The organism is Micromonospora sp. NPDC048947 (assembly GCF_040649495.1).
In the GTDB taxonomy this organism is placed as follows: Bacteria; Actinomycetota; Actinomycetes; order Mycobacteriales; family Micromonosporaceae; genus Micromonospora; species Micromonospora alfalfae.
In genome coordinates, this window is sequence record NZ_JBEZFO010000020.1 from 1 (window position 1) to 21,587 (window position 21,587).

A 21,587-nucleotide genomic window follows, 5' to 3' on the forward strand; every position below is an offset into this window, starting at 1 on the left:
GGCATGTCCTGCCACCCGTCGACCTGCTTCAAACCCTTGAGGAACGCCGTCGTCGAGTACTCAGGGTCGGTGATCTGCTCCGGGGTGCCCCAACCCGAGCTCGGGCGCTGCTGAAACAGGCCCAACGAGTCATGGTCGTTCATATCGCCGAGGTGGCCCAGGTTCTCCAGCTTCGACTCCTGCAGGCTCGTCGCGATCGAGATCACCGCGGCCCGCTCCGGCAGACCGGCCTTCTTCGTCGCGGCGATGATCGCCTTCACGTTCGCGGTCTGCTCGTCGTTGAGGGTGATGTGGGACTGGTCGCCCTGCGGCTTCGGCGCCGACTGGACGGCCACGGCGGCGGGCTTGGCGTCCACGGCCGGGGTGGCGGCGTGGGCGGCGATCGGGCCGGCGAAGACACCACCGGCGAACGCGAGACCAGCAACAGACAGCATGCTCTTACGGAAGATCGTGTTCATGAGGGGTAGCTCCTTCGGGGGTAGGACACCCCGACCACCAAAGGGGGGCGGCGGCGGGGTGTGAGCACCTCGTCCGGCGCTGCACATACCAAGGGGGGAAAGTCTGGGGGGTGACGTCCATCTGGGCGTCGGGTCGGCGACCTGACGAGCCGGAGGGCTCGTGGCGCCGGGACCCTGTGTAACGACCGGCGGACCGGGGTCATTCCGGGTTGGCCCACCCGTCGGCACCCCCGTCGAGGCGGTGCCAGAGGTCGTTCGTGGGGACTGTAACGACCGGGCGTTGGCCGGCATTCCAACCAGGGCGACCTGCCCCGATGGGGCGGCGGCGGGCCGGTGGTACTGCGATCGTCAGGGTATGTAACGACCCCGCCCCGGCCATGATTCCGGCTCATGGGTGTGCCCGGTCACCACCCACAAGACCCTAGCCACGGACAAAACGCCCACACGGCGCCCGACCTGCGGCGTCAATCCGCCCCGCACACGCCGTGATCCACTCGGGTTCACGGAAGTCGGGGCATCCCGGACTCCCGGACACGCCGACATCATGAAACCCGAGTCGATCAAGCCGACCGGCCCGGTTTTGCGCCCCCGAAGGGCGCGGCCGGTCGTAGGCCCCCGGTCAGGTGCCGAGGTAGCGCAGGATTGCGAGGATTCGTCGGCTGTAGCCCGTTGCGTGTGCGAGGTCGAGTTTGTCGAAGATGGCGTTCACATGCTTCTCGACCGCACTCTGCGATACGTGCAGCCGCTGGGCGATGGCGAGGTTCGTGTGCCCCTGCGCCATCTCGTCCAACACGTCGCGTTCCCGCGGCGTGAGCCGACCGAACGGGTCGGGCCGGTCCGAGCCGGCCACCACCTGACGGACCACTTCCGGGTCGAGGGCGGTGCCTCCGGCGGCGACCCGGTCGAGTGCGTCGAGGAAGTCGTCCACCTGGGCGACCCGGTCCTTGAGCAGGTAGCCGACCCCCTCGGGACGGTCCGCTAGCAGCCGCCCGGCGTAACGCCGCTCCACGTACTGGGAGAGTACGAGGACGCCGGTGTCGGGCCACCGACGACGGATCTCCAGGGCGGCCCGTAGCCCGTCATCGGTGTGGTTGGGTGGCATCCGGACGTCGGTGACGACCACGTCGGGACGGGACCGTTCGACCGCCTCGACAAGCTGGTCTGCGGTCGCTACCGCCGCGAGCACCTCGTGCTCCTCGTCGGCGAGCAGCCGCGTCAGGCCCTCCCGGAGCAGAGTCGAGTCTTCGGCGAGGACTAGTCGCACGGCAACTCCGCCAGCACGGTCGTCGGACCGCCGGCCGGGCTGGTCACCAGCAGCCGACCGTCCAGCGCGGCGACCCGTCGCGCGAGCCCGGACAAGCCGCGTCCGGTCGGTTCCGCCCCGCCGACGCCGTCGTCGTGTACGCGCATCCGGATCCACCCATCCCGTACTCCGATGTCGACCGTGACCAGGGTAGCGGCGGCGTGTTTGGTGGCGTTGGTGAGCGCCTCGCAGGCCACGAAGTACAACACCGTCTCGACCTGCCGCTCGGGGCGGACGGGCAGCGCGCAGCGGATCCGCACCGGCACCTCGGATCCGCGGGCGACGATGGCCAGGACCTCGCCCAGATCGCTGTCGTCCAGTGCTGACGGATAGACCCGCCACGCCACCTCGCGTAACTCCTCGATGGCCCGCTGCACGTCCTCGTGTGCCTGGGTGAGCAGTGCGTGGGTGCGGTCGGCGTCGCGGGCGCGTCGGGCCCGGCCGAGCAGCATGCCGAGGGCGACCAGCCGCTGTTGGAGGCCGTCGTGCAGGTCGCGTTCGATGCGCTGCCGTTCGGCGTCGACAGCGGCGATGACCCCGGCCCGACTGGTGGTCAGCTCGTGGACCCGCCGGGTCAGCTCCGCCCGGCTACCCGCGCCGAGCAGTCGTCGCGCCAGGCGGATGTCCAGCGCGGCGATGCTGGCTACGGCCTGAACGTTGAGCAGTAACAGCACCGCCCCGACGGCGGTCTGGGACAGGGCGTCGAGAACTGTCAGCTCTCCGCGTACCGCCGCGCTCAGCACGATCCCGGCCAGCACCACGCCCACGCCGAGCACTGCGTACGCCAGCAGGCCGAGCGTGCCGGGTAACAGTCGGACGGCCAGGTAGCCGAGCTGACGGCGGGTCGCCACGGTGTTCGGCGCGGGCAGATCCTCCGCGCCGAGCAGCCCGACGAGGCGGCGATGTTCCATCCGCACCAGCCAACCCCCGTACCTGCTGGTCAGGCCGGCGACCCGACGGCTGGCGGCAGGCGCGAACGCGCACACGCTGAACGCGACGGCCGCGACCGCGAGGAAGGCGGCCTCGACGGCGGCCGTCGCGATGCCGACGGCGACGCCGACCGGCAGTCGAAGACGACCCGACCACCTGCCGGTTCGCCGTTCCCCCACCGTCTCACCCGCCTTTCGCACCGAGCCCGCTTCCCCTCGCTCCGCTGTTCCCTCCTCGCTCCGCGTCACGTGCCGCGCCCGCGCGCTACCCCGGCTGGCGCATGGGGGGCAGCAGAGCAAAGGCAGAGCAAGGAGCAGAGCAAAGGAAACCAGAGGGGGGTCGGCTAGCGCTCGTCCGAGGCCCACGATCCGCTTCGGTAGAGGGTGCCGCGCCCACCCGGGTCGGGCATCGCGTTCAGTGCGCTCTGCTCGGGTTCGGTCGGCTCCGGGTTCCGCGCGGCGCGGCGGGCTTTCAGCACGCGGGACCCGACGAACCAGGCGGCCGCCGCCACGCAGACCACGATCACCACTTTCTGGAGCGTGCCGACGTAGCCCTCGACGAGGTGCCAGTTGTCGCCCAGCAGGTAACCGGCGAGCACGAATGTGGTGTTCCAGATCAGGCTGCCCAGCGTGGTGTAGAGCAGGAACGTGGTCACCGGCATCCGCTCCACGCCCGCCGGGATGGAGATCAGGCTCCGGAAGATCGGGATCATCCGGCCGAAGAAGACCGCCTTCACGCCGTGCCGCAGGAACCACGCCTCGGTCCGGTCCACGTCGCTGAGCTTGACCAGTGGGAGCCGGGAAACGATGGCACGCATCCGGTCGCGTCCCAGCGCCGCGCCGATCAGGTAGAGCGCCAGCGCGCCCAGCACCGAACCCAGTGTGGTCCAGAAGATCGCACCGACCAGACTCATCCGTCCCTGCGCGGCGACGAACCCGGCCAGCGGCAGGATCACCTCACTGGGGATCGGCGGGAAGAGGTTCTCCAACGCCACTGCCAGGCCGGCACCCGGCCCGCCGAGTCGTTCCACCAGGTCAGTGACGTAGCCGACGATCCCGTCCTGTGGTGGCTCCGCTGCGGCGGCGGGGGTTCCGGTGGCGAACACGGCGTGGGACGTTCGAATCATGCGCCCACGTTACGAAGTAATCCTGAGAGCCGACCATGAGGCCGACCGCCCGACCGCGCGGGTCGACCACACCGGTGGGGGTGCGGAAAACCGCACCCCGCTTCGGCTCGCGGTGGCGCAGCCGCCGTGCGTACCCCTGGATGTCGCGGAGAACGCGCGGGCGCACGCCGCCGCGGTCCGCGCGGCGCGCGCCCGGGTGGTGGTCTTTCCGGAGCTGTCGCTGACCGGGTACGAGTTGGACGCGCCGGTCGTGTCGGTCGACGACCGGCGGTTGGCGCCGCTGGTCGAGGCGTGCGCCGACACGGACGCGCTGGCCCTGGCCGGTGCGCCGGTCGCGGGTGACCACATCGCGATGTTGGCGGTGACCGGTGGCGGTGCGACGGTGACGTACCGGAAGATGTGGCTGGGGGACGCGGAGGCCCGCCGGTTCCGGCCGGGCGACGCCCCGGTCGTGCTCGATGTGGACGGTTGGCGGCTGGGGCTGGCGATCTGCAAGGACACCGGCGTGGCCGCGCACGCGGCGCGGACCGCCGCGCTCGGGATCGACGTGTACGCGGCCGGCGTCCTGGAGTCGGCCCGCGACGCCGCGGTGACAGACCAGCGGGCGCACCGGATCTCCATCGCGCACCAGGTCTGGGTGGCGGTGGCGAGCTTCGCCGGGTCGACCGGCGGTGGCTACACCGAGGCGGCGGGGCTCTCGGGCGTCTGGACGCCAAACGGCGAGGTGTACGCCCGCGCGGGCACCGAACCGGGCGAGTCGGTCAGCGTCAGCCTCCACTGACCGCGCCTGAACCTGTCGTACGTCTGCGGCAGGATCGGCCCATGAGCACTGTGCCCTCCCGGCTGTCCGTGGTCACCGTGGGAGCCCGCGACGTCGCCGCGCTGCGGTCGTTCTACCGGTCGCTGGGGTGGCCCGAGTTGCCGGCGAGTGACGACGGCTGGTCGGCCTTCCTGCTCGGCGGTGTGCTGTTCGCGCTCTACCCCCTGCCGGAGTTGGCCGCCGAGGCGGCGCCGGGCGTGCCCGCGCCGGCCCCAGGTTGGTCCGGGGTCACCCTGGCCTGCAATGTCGACAGCCGCGACGAGGTCGACACGGCGTTCGCCGCTGCCGTCGCGGCGGGCGCGACGGTGGTGGCGGAGCCGACCGACCGGTCCTGGGGTGGGCGCTCCGGCTACATCGCTGACCCGGAGGGCAACCGCTGGGAGATCGCCTGGGCGGGCACGGCCCGCTTCGACGAGCGTGGCGCTCTCCTCTCCTTCGGCTGAGCATCGTGTTTGCGCGCTGACGATGATCTTTGGAATGCTTCGGGAATGACATCCTTCCCGGGAACCTTCGCCGATGATGTCGTCGGCCAGTCAGCCCAGACGCAGTTCGAGGCGTTCATCGACGAGCACCGCAGAGCGCTCAACGGCTACCTGGACGGGCTGACCGAGGAGCAGGCGCGCCGGTCGTTGGTGCCGTCCCGGACGACGCTGCTGGGTCTGGTGAAGCACGCCGCGTTCGTGGAGAAGGTCTGGTTCGACGAAGCCGTCACGTGTCGGCCCCGGACCGAGATCGGCATCCCGGCCACGCCGGACGAGTCGTTCATCCTCGACGACGGCGACACGATCGCCACCATCCAGCGCACGCATCGGGAAGCCTGCGAAGCCTCCCGCCGCGCCACGTCCACCCTGGGCCTCGACGACCTGCTCCGCGGCAACCGGCGCGGCCCGCTGCCGCTGCGCTGGGTCTACCTGCACGTGCTGCGCGAGCTTGCCCAGCATTGCGGGCACGCGGAGATCCTGCGCGAGCAGATCCTGGCGGCCGACTAGCGCCGCCGAAGGCCCGAGCCGGTCGGACGTCGCGTGGGCTGGATCAGCCTCTGACCCACCCGCCGGAGTCGGCGAAGCGACGCAGCGTCCAGCGGGCCGGCGGCCAACCGCCGGGGTCGTGGTCGGTGGTCCATTCGGTGATCGAGGCCGGCGGCACGTCCAGGTCGAACGCCCGGAACACCGGCTGCGCGCCGAGCGCGTGGAAGGCGCCCTCGACGGTCTCGCTGTGGCCGACCAGGACCACTGTGGAGCCCCGGTGCCGGTGGGCGATCTCCATGATCGCGCGGCTGACGCGGACCACCAGTTCGGCCCAGGTCTCGTTGCCCTCCTCGAACGGTCGGAACACGCCGCCACCGGCCACCGCGTGGTCGGTGCGGAAGAGGGCGGTCGGCAGGCCGTCGGCGTACGGGGGTGTGTGCCAGGTGCAGAGACCGCAGTCGGCAACGGGCCGGACGCCGAACGCTGCGCCGATCGGTTGCGCGGTCTCGACGGCCCTGCGCAGCACGGAGGAGTAGACCGCCACCGGACCGTCGGGGGCGACCTCTCCGGTGAGCCGGTTGGCCAGGTCGTGTGCCTGCTCGTGGCCCAGGGCAGTGAGGCCCCGACAGCCACGTGGCCCACCGACGATTCCTTCGAGCTGGTGGACCGACTCGCCGTGTCGTACGAAGATCAGACGTGTCCGCATCGGGACATCATGCCAGCGGTATCGACCGGGGTATCAGTCGTCCGTACGGCTGGTGGAGAAGCTGCCGGCCCGGGCGAGCAGAGCGTCCAGTTTCGCGCCCGTCTGCGCTGGTAGACGATCGCGCCGCACCAGCTCGGCGATGTGCTTCCGTAGGTCGGCGGTGCGCTCGGCGCGATCCCTGTTGCGGCGGTTGAGGTCGGCGAGGTCGTCACGCAGGTCTTCCGCGGTCTTCGGGTCGACGTCACCGCGGGCGACAGCGCTGGCGAGGACGGCGGCGAACTCGCTGCTCACCTCCCGGAAGCTGACCGGTAGCTGCTGCCCGACGGTCGGGGGCGCGGTGCTGGCGGCGGGGGGTGGTGAGGACGGTGCGGCAGGTGTCGGCGAGTGTGTGGTGGGCGCCGGGGCCGGGGCGGAGGTCGACGGCGCGGCGGCGATCTCGGCAGGGTCGGGTGTGCCCGGGTTGCCCAGCGGATTCTGCGCGAGCAGGACGCCGACGCCGGTCAGCACGGCCGCGACGAGCGCGGCGAGCGGCCGACGCGAGCGGCGGCGGGCTGGTGCGGCGGTTGCCGGGGCGGGTCGGGCCACCACTGACCGGTCGATCAGGGTGGGCGGGTGGGCGGCCGGCCGGATGCGCAGCAGCTCGGTGGGCGGCTCGACCGGCTGACCGGCGCCGAAGCGGCGGGCCAGATGCGCGGCGCTCGGCCGGTCGGCCGGGTTGGCGGCCAGGCAGGCGACGGTCAGCGCGGCGATGTCGGCGGGAAGGCCGGGCACCCGCAGCGGCGGCACCGGGGTGCCCCGCCGGTGCACCTCCAGGGCGTCCTCCCAGCTCTGCACGGGCAGTGGCGCCCGACCGGTGAGGGTGCGGTAGAGCAGCGCGCCGAGGGCGTACACGTCGCTCGCCGGGTCGGGCGGGCCGGCGGTCAGCCGTTCCGGGGCGAAGTAGGCGGGGGTGCCCATCAGCGGTTCGCCGGACTGGCTGTCGAGGCCGCCGAGCGCGGCGATGCCGAAGTCGAGCACCTTGGCGCCGGTGTCGGTGAGCATGACGTTCCCGGGCTTGACGTCGCGGTGCACGACGCCGATGCGGTGCGCGGCGGCCAGCGCGGCGGCGATCTGCCCGGCCACCCGGACCGCCTCCGGCCAGGGCAGCGGCCCGGTCCGCAGCCGGTCGGCCAGGTTGTGACCGTCGACGAGCTCCATCACCAGGTACGGGACCACGACGCCGCCGGCCAGGCTCGCCTCGGCGTAGTCGTACACCTGGGTCACGTGTGGGTGGGTCAGCCGGGCGGCGGCGCGGGCCTCGCGTTGGATGGTGGCCCGCAGCTGTGGGTCGGTGGCGAACTGCCCGGCGAGTACCTTGATCGCGACCGGCCGCCCGAGCACCTCGTCGTCGCCTCGCCACACCTCGGACATGCCACCGAGACCGATCCGCTCGTGCAGTACGTAGCGGTCGTGGAGGCGGAGAGTGGGCGTGAGCGGCGACATGGCTTCACCAGTCTGCCTGGTAACACCGCCTCCGACCACTCTGCGTGCCCGGCCCCACACTGTTCGTCCCGTCCGTGCCGGAATGGGATTGGTGCGGGTCAGGAGCAGCGCGGGGTGCCGGGCAGCGGTCGCGGTTGGATGCGGTCGGCGAGCCGGCGCAGGGCGAGGGCGGTGGCCTGCCGGGTCGGGGCGAGCAGGGCCCGGCGGGGGTGCTCGACCTGGACCGGAGCGTCCGGTCGGGCCGAATTGACGTGCCGGCTCATGGCGTCGAGCGCGGTGATGTATCCGGTGGGAAGTTCCATGGTCAACTCCTTGGGACAGGTCCGGTGGAAGCCCGGACGACGAGTGCGGTGGGCAGCAGCACGTGACCGGCCGCGGCGTCCGCGGGCGGTTCGAGCAGCAGTTCGGCGGCGATCCGGCCCTTCTCCTCGGCCGGTTGCCGGACGGTGGTGAGGCCGGCCGCAGCGGCCTCGGGGACGTCGTCGAAGCCGGTCACCGAGACGGCCGGACGATCATGGGCCGGCCGTGCGGCCAGGGCGTCCAGCACACCGAACGCGAGGACGTCGGAGCAGGCCAGGACGGCGGTCGGCGGTGCGGGTCTGTCGAACAGCCCGGCGATGGCTGCGGCTGCCGCCGGGCGGCTGTTGCCGGGGACGTTGACCACCGTCAGCTCGGCCCAGCCGACGCCGACCTCGGCGAAGGCGTCGGCGAACCCGCTGAGCCGACCTCGGGTGGTCGGATGCGGCACCTGGTCGACTCCGGCCAGCGTGAGCGGGCCGGCCGGCGCGTCGGGCAGCACGGAGTCGGCGAGCAGCGCCACCCGACGGTGCCCGAGCCCGGCGACGTGCGCGGCGACGCCGCGTGCGGCGGCCCGCTCGTCGATGCCGACGAACCGTTCGTCGGCGCCGGCGTCGTCGCGGGCGGCCGTGCTGACGAACGGCAGCCCCCGTTGGCGGATGACGTCCAGCGCCCATTCCTCGTCGGCGACGCAGTAGACACAGAACCCGTCGACGGCGGCGTTCTCCACCGCCTGTCGGGCGTCGGTCACCGCCGGGGGTAGCGGCACCAGCAGCATGCTGGTGCCGTGCCGCTCGGCCGCCGCGCCGACACCGGCGAGGAAGCGGACCGCGAACGGGTCGGTGAAGGCGTACGACAGTCGCGAGGTGAACAGCACCCCGATCGACCCGACGAAACCTCGGCGCAGGGAGCGCGCCGTGGGGTTGGGGCCGGGGTACCCGAGTTGCCGGGCGGCGTCCAGGATCCGCTCGCGCAGGGCGGTGGAGAGCTGGTCGGGGCGGCTGTAGGCGTTGGACACCGTGCTGCGGGAGACGCCCACGGCGTCGGCCACGGCTTGCAGTGTTGGCTTCACCGGCACCCCTCTGTATCGATCCAGTCTGTATCGATACAGAGACTAGCCCGACCGGTTGGCGTCGGTCAATACGTGAGCTGAGAGTCCCGTCTGCGGGGGCCTGCGACCGAGGGGTCAGGCGGGGTAGGTGTCGTCCAGCAGGCGGCCGAGGATCTCCGCCGTACGCTCGGGCGGCTCGGCCTCCACGCAGAGCCGCTCCATGGCCACCGCGTAGTAATCCAGATCGTCGCGCTTGTCCAGGTAGATGGCGCTCGTGAGCTGTTCGATGTAGACGATGTCCGGAAGCTCCTGGTCGCCGAAGCGCAGGATGGTGAACGCGCCCCCGGCGGCGGCGTGGCCACCGGCGGCGAACGGGATGACCTGCAACCGGATGTGGGGCGACTTGGTCGCCTCGATGAGCGCGGTGAGCTGACCGCGCATGACCTCGGTGCCACCGATGGGCCGGCGCAGCGCGGCCTCGTCCACCACGGCCCAGAGCTGCGGCGGATTCTCCCGGTGCAGCAGTTGCTGGCGTTGCATCCGCAACGCGACGCGCCTGTCGATCTCACCCGGACCGGCCGTCCCGTGCCCCAGCAGCACTACCGCCCGGGCGTACTCCGGGGTCTGCAACAGGCCGGGCACGAACTGCACCTCGTAGCTGCGGATCAGCGCGGCGGCGGCCTCCAGGCCCAGGTACGACTGGAACCAGGACGGCAACACGTCGCCGTAGCGGTGCCACCAGCCGGGGCTGTTCGCGTCCCGCGCGAGTTTGAGCAGCGCGTCACGCTCGTGGTCCTCGGTGACGCCGTAGAGGGTCAACAGGTCGGCGACGTCGCGCTCCTTGAAGCCGACCCGGCCGAGCTCCATTCGACTGATCTTGGATTCGGAGGAGCGGATCTCCCAGCCGGCACCCTCCCGGGTCACCCCGCTGGACTCCCGCAGACGGCGCAGTTGGGCACCGAGCAGCATGCGCAGCACTGTCGGCCCCGTTGTCGGGCCACCCTCGGCGGGAACCATCGTCACGTGCGGACCTCCGGACACCGACCCACGACGGCCGGGCGCCCCGGCCCGGCCGACGTGTAAGCATGCCATGGACCGACAGTGAGGTGAACTCCTCCGCACCGGTGAATCGGTCCCGTCGCCGGGACGACCCACCACCGGCCGGTCAGTTGATCAGATGGTCGAAATCTCCGTCTCGCGCACCGAGAACGAAGGCGGCGATCTCATCCACCGTGTAGATCAGGGCCGGCCCTTCCGGGTGTCGTGAGTTGCGGACCGCGATGCCCGCTCCCTCGGGCAGTTCGGCCAGTTCGACGCAGTTGCCGCTGGGGTTGCTGCGGCGACTCTTCTGCCAGCTCAGCGGAGGCAACTGGTGGATCGGTACGCCATTGGGTGGCTGCTGCATGGGGGCGTCTTTCTGTTACGAGCCCGCCGGTGGCCGTGGGAGGAGCGGTAACGGCGAGGGGGTGCGGTATCGACATTGGACGGTTCTGCACGTGCATCTGCTATTGCATCTGCATCCGACGGCGAGCATGATAACGCACATGATCGGTGCCCATCCGTTCACTTTGTGTTACCCCCGCACGGGCAACGATCAGGCAAAACTGGGCTCGACGCGGCGTGCCGCGTCAACCGAAGGCTGGAGGCGGTCGCGGCGATGGGAGGGTTCGTGCCGGATCCGATGAGTGTCGCCTCCGGCGTCTGCGCGGCGGGCGCGCTGCTCTCCTCCTGGCAACTACGCCGACGGGCCGTGCGCGCCGAGGCCGAGATCGGTCACCTCCAGGCAGAGCTGGCCGCCGAACGGCACGCCGCCAGTCACGACCCGCTCACCGGGCTGCCCAACCGACGCGCCTTCTACCGCCTGGCAGCCGCCCTGCTCACCGACGCCGCCGGCCAGCCGCTGATCGCCGTGGTGCTCGATCTGGACGACTTCAAGCAGATCAACGACCGGTACGGGCACGCCGCCGGCGACCAGGTGCTGATCAGTGTCGCCGAACGGCTCGCCGGCTTCGCCGGGGACAACCTCGTGGCGCGCCTCGGCGGCGACGAGTTCGCCGGGCTGCTCTCCAGCCCCACAGTCGACCGGCGCTGGATCGAGCACTCGACCCGCCGGCTCAGCGAGACCGTCGCCGCGCCGATCCGGCTCAGCGGGTGCAGCGTCCGGGTCACCGCGTCCGTCGGGCTCGCCCCGGTGACCGGCCCGGCCCAGCTCACCGACGCGCTCAGCCGCGCCGACGCGGCCATGTACCAGGCGAAGAGCCTCGGCGGCGCCCGATCGCCCCGCCAACTTGTCGACAGCGCGTTCCTCGGCGAGCGCTGACCGTTTCAGCTGGCCGGCGCGCCGAACCACCTGGCCAGCTGGCTGAGCAGGTCGCTCTGGTCGTCGCCCACCCACGCCACGTGACCGTCGGGCCGTAGCAGCACGGCGGGCACCTCCAACTCCTCACTGACGTCGACGACGTGGTCGACCCGCTCCGCCCACCCGGCGACCGAGAGCTGGCCGGTCTGATCGAGCAGAAGGCCGCGGCCGCCGTGCATCAGCTCGTAGAGGCGCCCCCGCGCCAGCCGTACGTCACGCAGGTGGCGCCCGAGCAGGTCGTGGCCCGCGCCGAAGTCGTAGCGGACCCCGATCGCGGTGATCTTCTCGATCAGGTACCTGTTGACGTCCTCGAAGTCCAACAGCTCGGACAACAGTTGGCGCACGGACCGCGGCCCCGGCTCGGGTGAGAGCAGCAGCATCTGCGCCCGGGTGTTGTTCAGCACGTCTGCGGCCACCGGATGCCGTTCGCCGTGGTAGCTGTCCAGCAGCCCCTCCGGCGCCCAGCCGTTGAGCTCGGCGGCCAGTTTCCAACCGAGGTTGAAGGCGTCCTGGATGCCGAGGTTGAGCCCCTGCCCGCCGGTCGGCGGGTGGATGTGCGCCGCGTCGCCGGCCAGCAGCACCCGGCCGACCCGGTAACGCTCGGCCAGTCGGGTGGCGTCACCGAAGCGGGAGAGCCAGCGCGGTGAGTGCACACCGAAGTCGGTGCCCGCGTACACCCGCAGTTGGTGTTTGAAGTCGTCGATGGTCGGCGGGACCGTGCGGTCCTCGACCACCCTCTCGGCCGGGACGACTACGCGGTACACCCCCTCCCCGAGGGGTCCGAGACCGAATCGGAGGTGGGTCTTGCGGACCTCGGCCACCACGTCGGCCACCGTCTCCGGCGGCACGCCCACCTCCATCTCACCGAGCAGGGTCTCGACGCTGCTGGGCTCGCCGGGAAAGCCGACACCGAGCAGCCCGCGTACGGTGCTGCGACCGCCGTCGCAGCCGACGAGGTAGCGGGAACGCAACTGCGTCCCATCGGCCAGCCGCGCTGTCACCCCGTTGTCGTCCTGGCTCAGCCCGACGAGTTCGCTGCCGCGCCGGATCTCGACGCCGACCTCGTCGGCGTGCTCGCTCAGGAGACGGTCGGTGGTGGTCTGCGGAATGCCGAGGACGTACGCGTGCGCGGTGTCCAGCCCGCCCGGCGACGGCTTGGGAATCGCGGCGAAGAAGCCCCCGACCGGGTGCTGCTGTCCGAGGGCGAGGAACCGCTCCAGCAGACCTCGCTGGTCCAGCACCTCGATGCTGCGTGCGTGCAGGCCGAGCGCGCGGACGTAGCTGGTCGGCTCGGCCTCCTTTTCGAGCACGAGCGCGTGCAGCCCGTGCAGTCGCAACTCGCTGGCCAGCATCAAGCCGGTCGGCCCACCGCCAGCAATGATCACATCGATCATGGAATCCCCCGATTTTCCCAGATTTGGGCGTCGGCTGGAGATTCTGCTGCACCACCCGGGTCTTGCCGCAAGGCCCCGGGTGCGATATATGTTGGAGGTGGCAGGGAGCGGGTTCGCTCTTTGCCTTACTTTTTTGTCAGGTGCAGACGAGCCGCTCGCCGCTCAGAACCGCCGGTCACGCCTCGCGCAACGCCGCGTGGGCCAGAGTGACCAGACCCACCTGTGACACCAGCCCACGCACGATCCGCGCCGCCCGGTCCCGGTCGGCCGCCTCGGCGTCGAGGTCCAACGCCTGCCGGGTCCAGTCGCTGAGGTCGTCGAGCGCGCGGACCGCGAGGAACCAGGCCAGGCGCGCCCCGTCGACCTCGGCCGTGCCGTAGCCGTCGAGCACGGCCCGCTGCTGGTCGGGAGTGATCGGCGCGAAGGCGAGCACCCCGCCGCGAACGAACATGAGGTCGCACTCGGGCGGGGCGAGCACCGCGTCGTCCCAGTCGATCAGCCAGACCTGTCCGTCCGCGCCGAGCAGCAGGTTGCCCAGGTGCGGGTCACCGTGGCAGACGACGTGCGAGCCGGGCCGGTCGTGCTGCTCGGCCGCGCGGCGCTCGACCTCGCGGGTCAAAAACCGCAGCCGGTCCGCCACCGCTGACCACACCCCCGCCAGCTCCGCGACCAGCGGGTCCGCGAGATCGCCCGGGTCCGGGTCGCGCAGCCGCGCGGCCGTCGCGCGGGTCGCGGTCACGATCGACTGGTACGCGGCACCGCCCGCCGGTAGCAGCCGGCTCAGTTCGTCGGTCACCGGCACCTTGTGCACGGCGGCCAGCACCTCGCCGTACGCCCGCCAGTGCGCGCCGGTCATCGGGCCGTCGAGTGCCCGCTGGTCGGAGACCCACGGCACCACCGAGAGGCGGCGGCCGTCGTGGTCGATGGAGAGCCGTCCGTCGACGGACCGCAGCGGCGCGGCGATGCCCGGCACGCCCTGTCCGGCCAGGTACGCCGTCACCACCAGACCGGCCGGGGTGCCGCCACCGCTCAGCTTGACCGCGTACCGGCCGCCGTCGGCGGCCCGGGCCAGCCACAGTCGGGCGTGCTGGTCCGCGCCGTGGCTGACGCGCTCCACGGTGGACAGGCGCAGGCCGAAGCCCGTCTCCACCCGCTCAACCACCTGCCGCACGACGTCGCGCACCATGCGGACACCATGCCAGCGCTCCGGCCACCGGCCCAGCGTTTTTGCCGCTGGCCGGGGTGTTCTGAGACGTCCTATCCGGGTATGGGATACCGGCACCAGCTACGACCGCCGAGAGGAACCGACGTGGCGACCATCCGCGCCCTCGTACTCAACTGCACCCTCAAACCGTCGCCAGCGCCGTCGAGCGCCGAGCAGCTCGGTCGGGAAGTGCTCGCCGAGTTGGCCACGCAGGGCGTGGAGGGCGAAATGATCCGGGTCGTCGATCACGATGTGCGTTTCGGGGTGTCCACGGGCGAGGGCGACGGCGACGGTTGGCCGGCGATCCGCGCCAAGTTGATGGCAGCACAGGTGCTCATCATCGCCACGCCGATCTGGCTCGGTCAGCCCTCCAGCGTCTGCAAGATGGTCCTCGAACGCCTCGACGCCGAACTCTCCGAGACCGACGATGAGGGCCGGCTCCGCACCTACGGCAAGGTGGCCGGCGTCGCCGTGGTCGGCAACGAGGACGGCGCCCACCACACCATCGGCGAGGTGCAGCAGGCACTCAACGAGGTCGGGTTCACCATCGCCGCCGCCGCCGCGACCTACTGGGTCGGCGAGGCGCTGCACACAGTGGACTACCGTGACGCCGGCCCCAAGCCCGACACCACGGGCCGCACCACCAAGGCTTTGGCGCTCAACACCGCACACCTGGCCCGGCTCCTCGCCGACCAGCCCTACCCGCCGCCGGACGCGAAGGGTGCCGGGGTCGGCCCGAGCCGCGAATAGACCTCACCGCCAGGTGCCCCACCGCTGGGGCTGCCCGGCGCGCGGCTCGCTACCGATCCGCCCCAGCCGCACCCGGCGCGGTCAGCGCCAGCCGTAGCCGGCGCGCAACGCCTGCCCGACCCGGTCGAACCGGGGCCGGTCCAACACGGCGCCCTCCCGGCGGATGCTGTCCTCGCGCATGGTGAGCACCCGGTCCAGCCGGACCCAGCTCGGCCGGTTGTCCCGGTCCCACTCCCCCGGCCCGAGCGCGAACCAGTGCCGCTGCCCGTCCCGATCGCTCTGGCTGGACAGCATCAGCCCGAACAGGGTCCGGCTGTGCCGCCCGACGACCAGCACCGGCCGATCCTTGCCCTGGCGGGGGTCGTCCTCGTACGGCACCCACGTCCAGACGATCTCACCCGGGTCGGCCTGACCGTCCCGCTCCGGGGCGTAGGTCAGCTCCCGACGCTGCAACGCGCTCACCTGACGGCGGCGGGCCACCTGCGCCGGTGCCGGCCCGGTACGGCGGGGCGACGGGATCACCGCACCGACCCGGGAGATACGCGCCGCGACATTCCTCAACAGACCAGCCACGGCGGGCAGCCTACCCGCCGCCGTGGCGGGCGGGTGCGACAGACTGGCCCGATGGACGAGCTCCCCCGCGACCTGCCGATCCTTGAGCGACGAGCGGTACGGGTGGTGGTCACCGACGGCACCGAACGGGTCCTGCTGTTCCACACCCGGGACCCGGACCACCCCCGGCTGGGCACCTGGTGGGAGCTGCCGGGCGGCGGCATGGATCCCGGTGAGACCTACCGCGACACGGCGGTACGGGAGCTGCGGGAGGAGACCGGCATCGTGGTCAGCGCCGACCAGGTGGGCGCGCCAACCTGGCGGCGTCGGGCCAGCTTTCTGCACCGCCAGGTACGGCACGTCCAGGACGAGGTTGTCGTCGCCGTACGGCTGACCGGCCCCGGCCCGGACGTGGACGAGACGCACCGGCTCGACTACGAGCGGGAGGACTACTTCGGCTTCCGCTGGTGGCCGTTGCCCGAGGTGGTGGCCAGTCGGGAACGCTTCTACCCCGGGCAGCTCCCCCGGCTGATCACCCCCTTTCTCGCCGGCACGCGGATCGACGAGCCGTTCGAACTGTGGTCGTGAGCCGGGTCGGCGGGCAGAGTGTGGGCATGAGGAGCGATCTGCACGGCCCGTTGTCCGCGTACGCCGCGCGACTTCACGCGACGGTCGGCGACGGGCACCACGTCGCCTCCCCGCTCGGCGCCTGGCTGCTGCTCGCGGTCACCGCCACGACGGCCGACCCTGATCCGGCCGTAGCGGACGGAGCCGCCGTGAAGCTGGCGCAGGCGCTGGGCACCGACCTGCCGAGCGCGGCCGAGGTGGCCCGAACACTGTTGGACGCGCCGCACCCGCTGGTCGGGTCCGCCACCGCGCTCTGGCACACAGCGGGGCAGGGCGACGACGGATCGGCGGCGTGGCGGGCCGCGCTGCCCCGCGCGACCGAGGTCGGCGTACTGCCCGATCAGGCCGGGTTGAACGCCTGGGCGCGCAAGCACACCCTCGGCCTGATCGAGACGTTTCCCCTGAAGGTCGAATCGGAGGTGGTGTTCATCCTGGCCAGCGCATTGGCGACCCGGGTGTCCTGGGCGACCCCGTTCGACGTCGCCGATGCACGCACGCTCGGCGCCAACAGCCCGTGGACCGGCCAACTACGGCGGGCACTGCGCAGCCCGAGCGGCAGCCACCGCTGCGCCATCGCGTCCACCGCGCGGGCCGGTGACGTGATCGTGCACGCCGCACCGGCCCGGACGACCGACGGCGCAGGGCTGGTCGTCCTCTCGGTGGCCGCCGCGCCGCAGGTGCCACCGGCCGAGGTGCTGGCCATCGCGTACGACCTGAGTGCCGACGCGGCCGACGGCGCGCAACCAGCGGGCAGCCGCTCGCTGTTCGACCTGCCGCTCGGCGAGACTCCGCTCTGGACGCTGACCGAGGAGCGGGTACACACCTGGGACCGTGACGGCCGCGAAGAACGGCACAACGCCGTCCTCCCCTGCTGGTCCGCTCGGAACGACCATGACCTGACCGCTTCGGCGCTCGGCTTCCCCGCTGCGGCCACCACGCTCGCGGCGGCGCTGGCGCCACGGATAGACGACTTCACGGCACGGCAGACGGCGGTGGCCCGGTTCGACAGGTACGGCTTCGAGGCGGCGGCGGTGACCGGCATGGCCGGAATCACCAGCATGCCGCCGGAGGGTGTGGCCCGCACCGCCGAGCTGCGCTTCGGCCACCCGTACGCGGTGGTGGCCGTCGCCACTGACACCCGGGCCGACGGCGTCACCGGCCCGTGGCACGGGGTACCGGTCTTCTCCGCCTGGGTCGCCGAGCCCGAGGAGGTGCCCGAGGCATGAGTTGACTCGCGGACCAGCCGGCGGCCGGGGTGCTCCGGCAGACACGAGGTCAGCTCAGAAGCCGCCGTCGCGCGGCAGTCGCGCCACCATCTCCCGGAACTCCCGCACCGTCATCGCCGTCCGCAACGTCGCGAAGACTGCGCCGGTCCCGGCCCGGGCGGTGGCCGGGTCCACCCCGGCACGCTGTTCCACCCGACGAAGGAACTCCGTCGGGCCGGCCTCCATCGGGGTCGCGCCGGCACCGCCGACCCCCAGGCCCACCCCGCTGGTCAACCCATCGGCCCCAGCATCCGGGCCGAGGACCCCTGCCGGATCCGTGGCCGGAAGGGCCGTACCGGCCGGATCCGGGGCCGGACCGGAGGCCCCGGCCGCATCGGGGGCCGGGCCGCTCAGGTAGCCGTCGACCTCGTTCGGAAGGTGCCCGACGAGGTCCCCGGGCGTGTCGCCGGTAACCCGCTCGGCCAACGTCTGGAGCACGGCGCGGGCGAGCACGCCGGCCTCCTCGGCCGGCAGGCCGGACCGTTGGGACACCGCGTCGATGAAGTACGGGAACCCGTCGCCGTCGGTCACGCTCGGGCGGTTACCCCTGGCCGGCCGCGACAAACTGCTGCTAGGTCAGCAGCCCCTCGGCCAGCAGGTGGTCGAAGATGATCTGGTCGACCGCCGAGGTGCGGTGTCGGTCGGCGTATCCCAGCCAGGCCATCTCGGCGATCTCGCTGGCCGGCCGCAACTGCCCCCGATAGCCGGCCCGGTAGCAGGTCATCCGCACTGTGATGCCGGTCGTGTGGCCGTGCGCCTGTGCGGTGAAGGTGCCCAGGTGCACGGCGCCTGAGCCGTCGATCTCGACGCTCAACTCCTCGTCGACCTCCCGGCGCAGGGTCTCCAGGTCGGTTTCGCCCGGCTCGCGCTTTCCGCCCGGCAGGTACCAGACGTCCTTGCCCACCGACCGGGTGCTCAGCACCCGACCGTCCTCGACGAGGATCCAGGCCACCTTGTCGATCTCGCGCACGATGCTCCTTACGGCCGCCGGGATCGGGGACGCTACCACCCGGCGCCGCGCTCAGTCGGCGAGCAGGTCGAGCAGCAGCGCGGCAGTCCAGCTGAACGCCGGTGAGCCCAGCCCGGCACCGGTGTCCGGGTGGAAGTACTCGTGGCAGCCGGCCCCGGCGACCAGACCGATCATCGAACGGCGCAGCCCGGCGGCCAGCTCCGGGTGCCCGTGACCGAGCAGCCCACGCCGGACCAGCCAGCCGATGTTGAGCCAGCTCGGCCCACGCCAGTAACGAAGCGGCTCGAAGTCGGGTGCGGTGCGGTCGTAGGTGGGCAGCGGCCGGTCCATCCGACGGGCCACCCCGAAGCGCGCCGACCGGGCCTCGACGACCAGCGCGTCGACATGCCGGGTCGGCAGGTCGGGCAGGATCAGCGGGGTCAGCCCGAGCACGGTACGGGCGCTCACCAACCGGTCGGTGCGCAGGTCACGGGGCTGGAACGTGCCGGTGTCCGGGTCGTACAGCCGGCGTACCAGTGCTTCGGTGATGCGGGCCGCGCGGACCCGGTGCGGTCCGGGGTCCCCACCGACGAGCGCGGCGATCTCGGCGAGGGCGTGTTCGGCGGCCCCGAACGCCGCGTTGAACAGCGGGCACTCCACCAGGAACGGGTGCCCGCCGGCCAGGTCCCGGTCGGAGTAGCAGTGGTCGCGGTAGGCGGCGACGATCGCCAGGTAGCGCGCGTAGTCCAGGTCCGTGGGGCGGTGCGCGGCGTCGGCGTGCGTGGTGTCGTGCCGACGGTACGCCCGCATCACTGCCGCCTCGGCCGGCACCGCGGCCATCGGCTCGTCCCACGCCGGGCTGTTGTCCAACCCCGACTCCCACGGGTGCACGATGCAGACCAGTCCGTCACCGGCCACGTCCCGCCGGTCGGCCAGGTAGCGCTGTTGGGCGACCAACGCGGGGTAGAGCACGCGCAGGGCGGTCGGGTCGGGCGTCCGCCGGTACGCCAACAACGCGGCGAGCGCGTGCACCGGCGGCTGGACCAGGCCGGAGGTGGCCACCGTCGGCGCTCCCGGCACGTCGGCCGATCGCCACATCTCCGGCCCCGGGAAGTACGCGCCGACCCGCAACGCCGGGTTGAACACGATGTGCGGCACCCGTCCGTCGGCCCACTGCGCCCCGAACAGGCTTGCCAGCTCCCGCCAGGCACGGTCGGGGCTAACCTGGGCCAACCCGATCGCGATGAACGCGGAGTCCCAGCTCCACTGGTGCGGGTAGAGCGTGCGTGAGGGCACCGTGTGGTCGTGCTCCCAGTTGGCGTCGAGCGTGTCGATCGCGAGCCGACGCAGCCCGGCCGCGTCGGCCGGGCCACCCGTACCGGCGGTGTCGGCGCGCACACTGCTGCGGGCCGACTCGGCGGCGGCGGGCGCGCCGACACCTGTCTGCCCAGCACCGGCGGTCACGCGGCGGCCCGCCGGGGCAGCGCGTGTCGCAGCACCGTGGCCGCCTGTTGCAGGGCGCGGACCGGGTCGCCGCGCAGCCGGCACTCCAGGGACAGCCACCCCCGGTAGTCCAGCTCCAGGAGGGTACGCACCAGCGCCGTCCAGTCCAGGTGCCCGGCGCCGGGCTGGTACCGGTTGGAGTCGCTGACCTGGACGTGCCCGAGGTACGGCGCGGCGGCGCGCAGCGCGCGGTGCACGTCGTCCTCCTCGATGTTCATGTGGAAGGTGTCGGCGACCACCCGGACCGACGGCAGCCCGAGCGCAGCGCAGAGCGCCACCGCCTCGTCGAGACGGTTGACCATGTGGTCCTCGTACCGGTTGAGGGGTTCCAGGAAGAGGGTGACGCCCTCGGCCCGGGCGTGTTCGCCCAGCTCGCCGAGGGCGTCGAGGAGCACCTGCCGGTCGCCGTCCGGCGGGCGGGGTGGCTCGAACGGCGGGAGTCGTCGGGAGAACATCCCCCAGGCGGCCGGGGTCATCACCCCGACGCCACCCAGCTCGGCGATCACCGAGAGTTGGGAGCGCAGGTTGTGGACGGCGTCGGCGGACCGCGCGCTGTCGAAGTCGCCGATGAAGTGGTCCATCTCGACGCAGACGGTGGGCATCACCACCCCGGCGGCGCGGGCCCGGCGCAGCTCGGGCAACCGGCGGGCGAACGCCAGGTCGCCGCGGCCGCGTAGCTCGATGCCCTGGTAGCCGAGTGCGGCCGCGAGGGCGTACTTCTGGATCAGGTTGGTGCCCGGCAGGAGTTGTTCCTGACAGGCCAGCGCGATGGTGGTCATGAGAACCTCAGCACGACTTGGAGGACGTCACCGGCGCCGCGGTCGAGCAGCGCGAGGGCGTCGGCGACCGCGCTGGCGTCGACGATGTGGCTGACCAGCGGCAGCGGGTCGACGCTGCGGTCGGCCACCAGGTCCATGAAGGTCTGCGCGACCCGGTCTCCGGTCCACCGGCCGGCCATGCTCGGCGCGGGGGTGGGCCCGGAGACCTGGGCGGCCACCAACTGGATGCGGTTGTGGTGGAACTCCTCGCCGAGGCCGAGCGCGTCGGCCTGGCCCTGGTAGAAGCCGGCGGCCACGACCCGGCCGGCGTGGGCGGTGGAGCGGATCGCCTCGTGCAGCGCCGGGTACGCGCCGGACAACTCCAGGCAGACATCGGCTCCCCGGCCGGCGGTGGCCTGGCGCAACGCGGCGGCGGCGGAGGTGACAGTGGCGTCCACAGTGGATTGTGCGCCGTATCTGGCGGCGTGCTCCAGCCGGTCGGGAACCGGGTCGACGGCCACCACCCGGGCCCCGGAGAGCACCGCGAGCCGGGTGGCGAGCAGCCCGATGACACCCTGGCCGAAGACGCCGACCCAGTCACCGAGGTGCAGGTCACCGGCGAGCACGGCGGTCAGCGCGATGGCGCCGGGGCGGGCGAAGACAGCGGCGAGCGGATCCAGCCCGGCGGGGAGCGCGCGGACCGCGTCGGCGGCGAGCACGGCCTCGGCCCGGTGCCCCCAGATGCCCCAGACGAGCTGCCCCGGGTGTCGGTCGGTGACGTCCGGCGCGACCTCGACGACCTCGCCGACCTCTTCGTAGCCGAAGCCGATCAACGGGTAGGGAACCGGGCTCTGTCGGGGGACGAACATCCGGGCGGCGTCGTCCCAGTCTTTGCTGAGCCGGGGATTGCTGCCCCGGTAGAGGGTCAGCTCGGTGCCGGCGGAGATGCCCGAGTAGCAGGTGCGGACTCGGACCTGGCCGGGGCCGAGCGGATCCGGCGGGCAGGGCTCGAGGCTGATGCGTCGAGGCCCGGCGAGAGAGACCACCCAGTTGCCCATGTGTCACATCCCGGTAGCACTGGGCTC

25 protein-coding genes are annotated in these 21,587 nt (G+C 72.2%); 7 read left to right on the forward strand and 18 right to left on the reverse strand.

The features are described 5' to 3' along the window. The 4 genes from AB0B98_RS25575 to AB0B98_RS25590 form a co-directional block, all read right to left on the reverse strand. On the reverse strand, positions 1-458 hold a 458-nt coding region (locus AB0B98_RS25575; RefSeq protein ID WP_357365861.1), incomplete at its 3' end, for a hypothetical protein. Positions 459-1,077: 619 nt separating this feature from the next. After that, positions 1,078-1,722 (reverse strand): response regulator transcription factor, encoded by a 645-nt coding sequence (locus AB0B98_RS25580; protein WP_357365863.1) that lies wholly within the window; start codon positions 1,720-1,722, stop codon positions 1,078-1,080. Further along, positions 1,713-2,870 (reverse strand): histidine kinase, encoded by a 1,158-nt coding sequence (locus AB0B98_RS25585; RefSeq protein WP_357365865.1) that lies wholly within the window; start codon positions 2,868-2,870, stop codon positions 1,713-1,715. Before AB0B98_RS25585 ends, AB0B98_RS25580 begins: the two co-directional genes overlap by 10 nt. 164 nt (positions 2,871-3,034) lie before the next feature. Beyond that, complete coding sequence (locus AB0B98_RS25590) at positions 3,035-3,817, reverse strand: DedA family protein (RefSeq protein WP_196922654.1); 783 nt, start codon at positions 3,815-3,817, stop codon at positions 3,035-3,037. Between AB0B98_RS25590 and AB0B98_RS25595 the strand changes: the two genes are divergently transcribed. From AB0B98_RS25595 to AB0B98_RS25605, 3 genes are read left to right on the forward strand one after another with little or no spacing between them, the layout of a single operon-like run. Further along, the gene (locus tag AB0B98_RS25595; protein ID WP_357365867.1) at positions 3,816-4,598 is read left to right on the forward strand and encodes a carbon-nitrogen hydrolase family protein; all 783 of its coding nucleotides are present in this window, start codon (positions 3,816-3,818) and stop codon (positions 4,596-4,598) included. The genes AB0B98_RS25590 and AB0B98_RS25595 overlap by 2 nt on opposite strands. A 41-nt stretch (positions 4,599-4,639) precedes the next feature. Next, positions 4,640-5,080, forward strand: a complete 441-nt coding sequence (locus AB0B98_RS25600) for a VOC family protein (RefSeq protein WP_357365869.1) — start codon at positions 4,640-4,642, stop codon at positions 5,078-5,080. Positions 5,081-5,125: 45 nt separating this feature from the next. Then, complete coding sequence (locus AB0B98_RS25605) at positions 5,126-5,626, forward strand: DinB family protein (RefSeq protein ID WP_357365870.1); 501 nt, start codon at positions 5,126-5,128, stop codon at positions 5,624-5,626. Positions 5,627-5,669: 43 nt separating this feature from the next. Here the strand turns inward: AB0B98_RS25605 and AB0B98_RS25610 are convergent, their stop codons facing one another. From AB0B98_RS25610 to AB0B98_RS25635, 6 genes are all read right to left on the reverse strand, one after another. Further along, positions 5,670-6,311, reverse strand: a complete 642-nt coding sequence (locus AB0B98_RS25610; RefSeq protein ID WP_357365872.1) for a histidine phosphatase family protein — start codon at positions 6,309-6,311, stop codon at positions 5,670-5,672. 33 nt (positions 6,312-6,344) lie between these two features. Next, complete coding sequence (locus AB0B98_RS25615) at positions 6,345-7,793, reverse strand: serine/threonine-protein kinase (RefSeq protein WP_357365874.1); 1,449 nt, start codon at positions 7,791-7,793, stop codon at positions 6,345-6,347. Between the two features lie 98 nt (positions 7,794-7,891). After that, entirely contained in the window at positions 7,892-8,095 is a 204-nt protein-coding gene (locus AB0B98_RS25620; protein WP_238668377.1) for a hypothetical protein, read from the reverse strand. 2 nt (positions 8,096-8,097) lie between these two features. Beyond that, positions 8,098-9,141 carry a LacI family DNA-binding transcriptional regulator gene (locus tag AB0B98_RS25625; RefSeq protein WP_357365876.1) on the reverse strand — a complete coding sequence of 348 codons (1,044 nt, stop codon included), beginning with the start codon at positions 9,139-9,141 and terminating at the stop codon, positions 8,098-8,100. A 135-nt stretch (positions 9,142-9,276) separates the two neighbouring features. Then, entirely contained in the window at positions 9,277-10,164 is an 888-nt protein-coding gene (locus tag AB0B98_RS25630) for a helix-turn-helix transcriptional regulator (RefSeq protein ID WP_238668379.1), read from the reverse strand. Positions 10,165-10,306: 142 nt separating this feature from the next. Continuing rightward, complete coding sequence (locus AB0B98_RS25635) at positions 10,307-10,546, reverse strand: DUF397 domain-containing protein (protein ID WP_091406718.1); 240 nt, start codon at positions 10,544-10,546, stop codon at positions 10,307-10,309. Positions 10,547-10,810: 264 nt separating this feature from the next. Between AB0B98_RS25635 and AB0B98_RS25640 the strand changes: the two genes are divergently transcribed. Next, positions 10,811-11,461: a GGDEF domain-containing protein gene (locus AB0B98_RS25640; RefSeq protein ID WP_091407349.1), complete on the forward strand. Its 651-nt coding sequence runs from the start codon at positions 10,811-10,813 to the stop codon at positions 11,459-11,461. A 5-nt stretch (positions 11,462-11,466) separates the two neighbouring features. Here AB0B98_RS25640 and rox read toward each other — a convergent pair whose 3' ends face one another. Both rox and AB0B98_RS25650 read right to left on the reverse strand, forming a co-directional pair. Further along, positions 11,467-12,894: a rifampin monooxygenase gene (gene rox / locus AB0B98_RS25645; protein WP_357365878.1), complete on the reverse strand. Its 1,428-nt coding sequence runs from the start codon at positions 12,892-12,894 to the stop codon at positions 11,467-11,469. Between the two features lie 175 nt (positions 12,895-13,069). Then, positions 13,070-14,080, reverse strand: coding sequence for a phosphotransferase (locus AB0B98_RS25650; RefSeq protein WP_357365880.1), 1,011 nt, complete (start codon positions 14,078-14,080; stop codon positions 13,070-13,072). 123 nt (positions 14,081-14,203) lie between these two features. On the opposite strand from AB0B98_RS25650, the gene AB0B98_RS25655 reads away from it, so the two are divergent. Next, the gene (locus AB0B98_RS25655) at positions 14,204-14,848 is read left to right on the forward strand and encodes an NAD(P)H-dependent oxidoreductase (RefSeq protein WP_357365882.1); all 645 of its coding nucleotides are present in this window, start codon (positions 14,204-14,206) and stop codon (positions 14,846-14,848) included. Positions 14,849-14,929: 81 nt separating this feature from the next. On the opposite strand, the gene AB0B98_RS25660 is transcribed toward AB0B98_RS25655, so the two are convergent. Next, positions 14,930-15,421: a type II toxin-antitoxin system PemK/MazF family toxin gene (locus AB0B98_RS25660; protein WP_124778425.1), complete on the reverse strand. Its 492-nt coding sequence runs from the start codon at positions 15,419-15,421 to the stop codon at positions 14,930-14,932. A 51-nt stretch (positions 15,422-15,472) separates the two neighbouring features. Between AB0B98_RS25660 and AB0B98_RS25665 the strand changes: the two genes are divergently transcribed. Together AB0B98_RS25665 and AB0B98_RS25670 are read left to right on the forward strand one after the other, a co-directional pair. After that, complete coding sequence (locus AB0B98_RS25665; protein WP_357365884.1) at positions 15,473-15,988, forward strand: NUDIX domain-containing protein; 516 nt, start codon at positions 15,473-15,475, stop codon at positions 15,986-15,988. A gap of 26 nt (positions 15,989-16,014) precedes the next feature. Beyond that, on the forward strand, positions 16,015-17,253 hold the full coding sequence (locus tag AB0B98_RS25670; protein ID WP_357365886.1) for a hypothetical protein: 1,239 nt from the start codon (positions 16,015-16,017) through the stop codon (positions 17,251-17,253). A gap of 54 nt (positions 17,254-17,307) precedes the next feature. Here AB0B98_RS25670 and AB0B98_RS25675 read toward each other — a convergent pair whose 3' ends face one another. The 5 genes from AB0B98_RS25675 to AB0B98_RS25695 form a co-directional block, all read right to left on the reverse strand. Then, positions 17,308-17,823 (reverse strand): DUF2267 domain-containing protein, encoded by a 516-nt coding sequence (locus AB0B98_RS25675; RefSeq protein ID WP_357365888.1) that lies wholly within the window; start codon positions 17,821-17,823, stop codon positions 17,308-17,310. A 40-nt stretch (positions 17,824-17,863) separates the two neighbouring features. Then, positions 17,864-18,262 carry an NUDIX domain-containing protein gene (locus AB0B98_RS25680; protein WP_357365889.1) on the reverse strand — a complete coding sequence of 133 codons (399 nt, stop codon included), beginning with the start codon at positions 18,260-18,262 and terminating at the stop codon, positions 17,864-17,866. Between the two features lie 51 nt (positions 18,263-18,313). Further along, complete coding sequence (locus tag AB0B98_RS25685; protein ID WP_357366066.1) at positions 18,314-19,591, reverse strand: hypothetical protein; 1,278 nt, start codon at positions 19,589-19,591, stop codon at positions 18,314-18,316. 110 nt (positions 19,592-19,701) lie between these two features. Further along, positions 19,702-20,523 carry a sugar phosphate isomerase/epimerase family protein gene (locus AB0B98_RS25690; RefSeq protein WP_238668387.1) on the reverse strand — a complete coding sequence of 274 codons (822 nt, stop codon included), beginning with the start codon at positions 20,521-20,523 and terminating at the stop codon, positions 19,702-19,704. Further along, positions 20,520-21,560 carry a zinc-binding alcohol dehydrogenase gene (locus tag AB0B98_RS25695; RefSeq protein ID WP_357365891.1) on the reverse strand — a complete coding sequence of 347 codons (1,041 nt, stop codon included), beginning with the start codon at positions 21,558-21,560 and terminating at the stop codon, positions 20,520-20,522. Before AB0B98_RS25695 ends, AB0B98_RS25690 begins: the two co-directional genes overlap by 4 nt. Between the last annotated feature and the right edge of the window lie 27 nt (positions 21,561-21,587).

Bases quoted from the DNA above. Each gene is read 5' to 3' on its own strand.
- AB0B98_RS25595 (WP_357365867.1), top strand. From the start codon at position 3,816: ATGCGCCCACGTTACGAAGTAATCCTGAGAGCCGACCATGAGGCCGAC.
- AB0B98_RS25590 (WP_196922654.1), bottom strand. From the start codon at position 3,817: ATGATTCGAACGTCCCACGCCGTGTTCGCCACCGGAACCCCCGCCGCC.
- AB0B98_RS25600 (WP_357365869.1), top strand. From the start codon at position 4,640: ATGAGCACTGTGCCCTCCCGGCTGTCCGTGGTCACCGTGGGAGCCCGC.
- AB0B98_RS25605 (WP_357365870.1), top strand. From the start codon at position 5,126: ATGACATCCTTCCCGGGAACCTTCGCCGATGATGTCGTCGGCCAGTCA.
- AB0B98_RS25610 (WP_357365872.1), bottom strand. From the start codon at position 6,311: ATGCGGACACGTCTGATCTTCGTACGACACGGCGAGTCGGTCCACCAG.
- AB0B98_RS25615 (WP_357365874.1), bottom strand. From the start codon at position 7,793: ATGTCGCCGCTCACGCCCACTCTCCGCCTCCACGACCGCTACGTACTG.
- AB0B98_RS25620 (WP_238668377.1), bottom strand. From the start codon at position 8,095: ATGGAACTTCCCACCGGATACATCACCGCGCTCGACGCCATGAGCCGG.
- AB0B98_RS25635 (WP_091406718.1), bottom strand. From the start codon at position 10,546: ATGCAGCAGCCACCCAATGGCGTACCGATCCACCAGTTGCCTCCGCTG.
- rox (WP_357365878.1), bottom strand. From the start codon at position 12,894: ATGATCGATGTGATCATTGCTGGCGGTGGGCCGACCGGCTTGATGCTG.
- AB0B98_RS25650 (WP_357365880.1), bottom strand. From the start codon at position 14,080: ATGGTGCGCGACGTCGTGCGGCAGGTGGTTGAGCGGGTGGAGACGGGC.
- AB0B98_RS25665 (WP_357365884.1), top strand. From the start codon at position 15,473: ATGGACGAGCTCCCCCGCGACCTGCCGATCCTTGAGCGACGAGCGGTA.
- AB0B98_RS25670 (WP_357365886.1), top strand. From the start codon at position 16,015: ATGAGGAGCGATCTGCACGGCCCGTTGTCCGCGTACGCCGCGCGACTT.
- AB0B98_RS25690 (WP_238668387.1), bottom strand. From the start codon at position 20,523: ATGACCACCATCGCGCTGGCCTGTCAGGAACAACTCCTGCCGGGCACC.
- AB0B98_RS25695 (WP_357365891.1), bottom strand. From the start codon at position 21,560: ATGGGCAACTGGGTGGTCTCTCTCGCCGGGCCTCGACGCATCAGCCTC.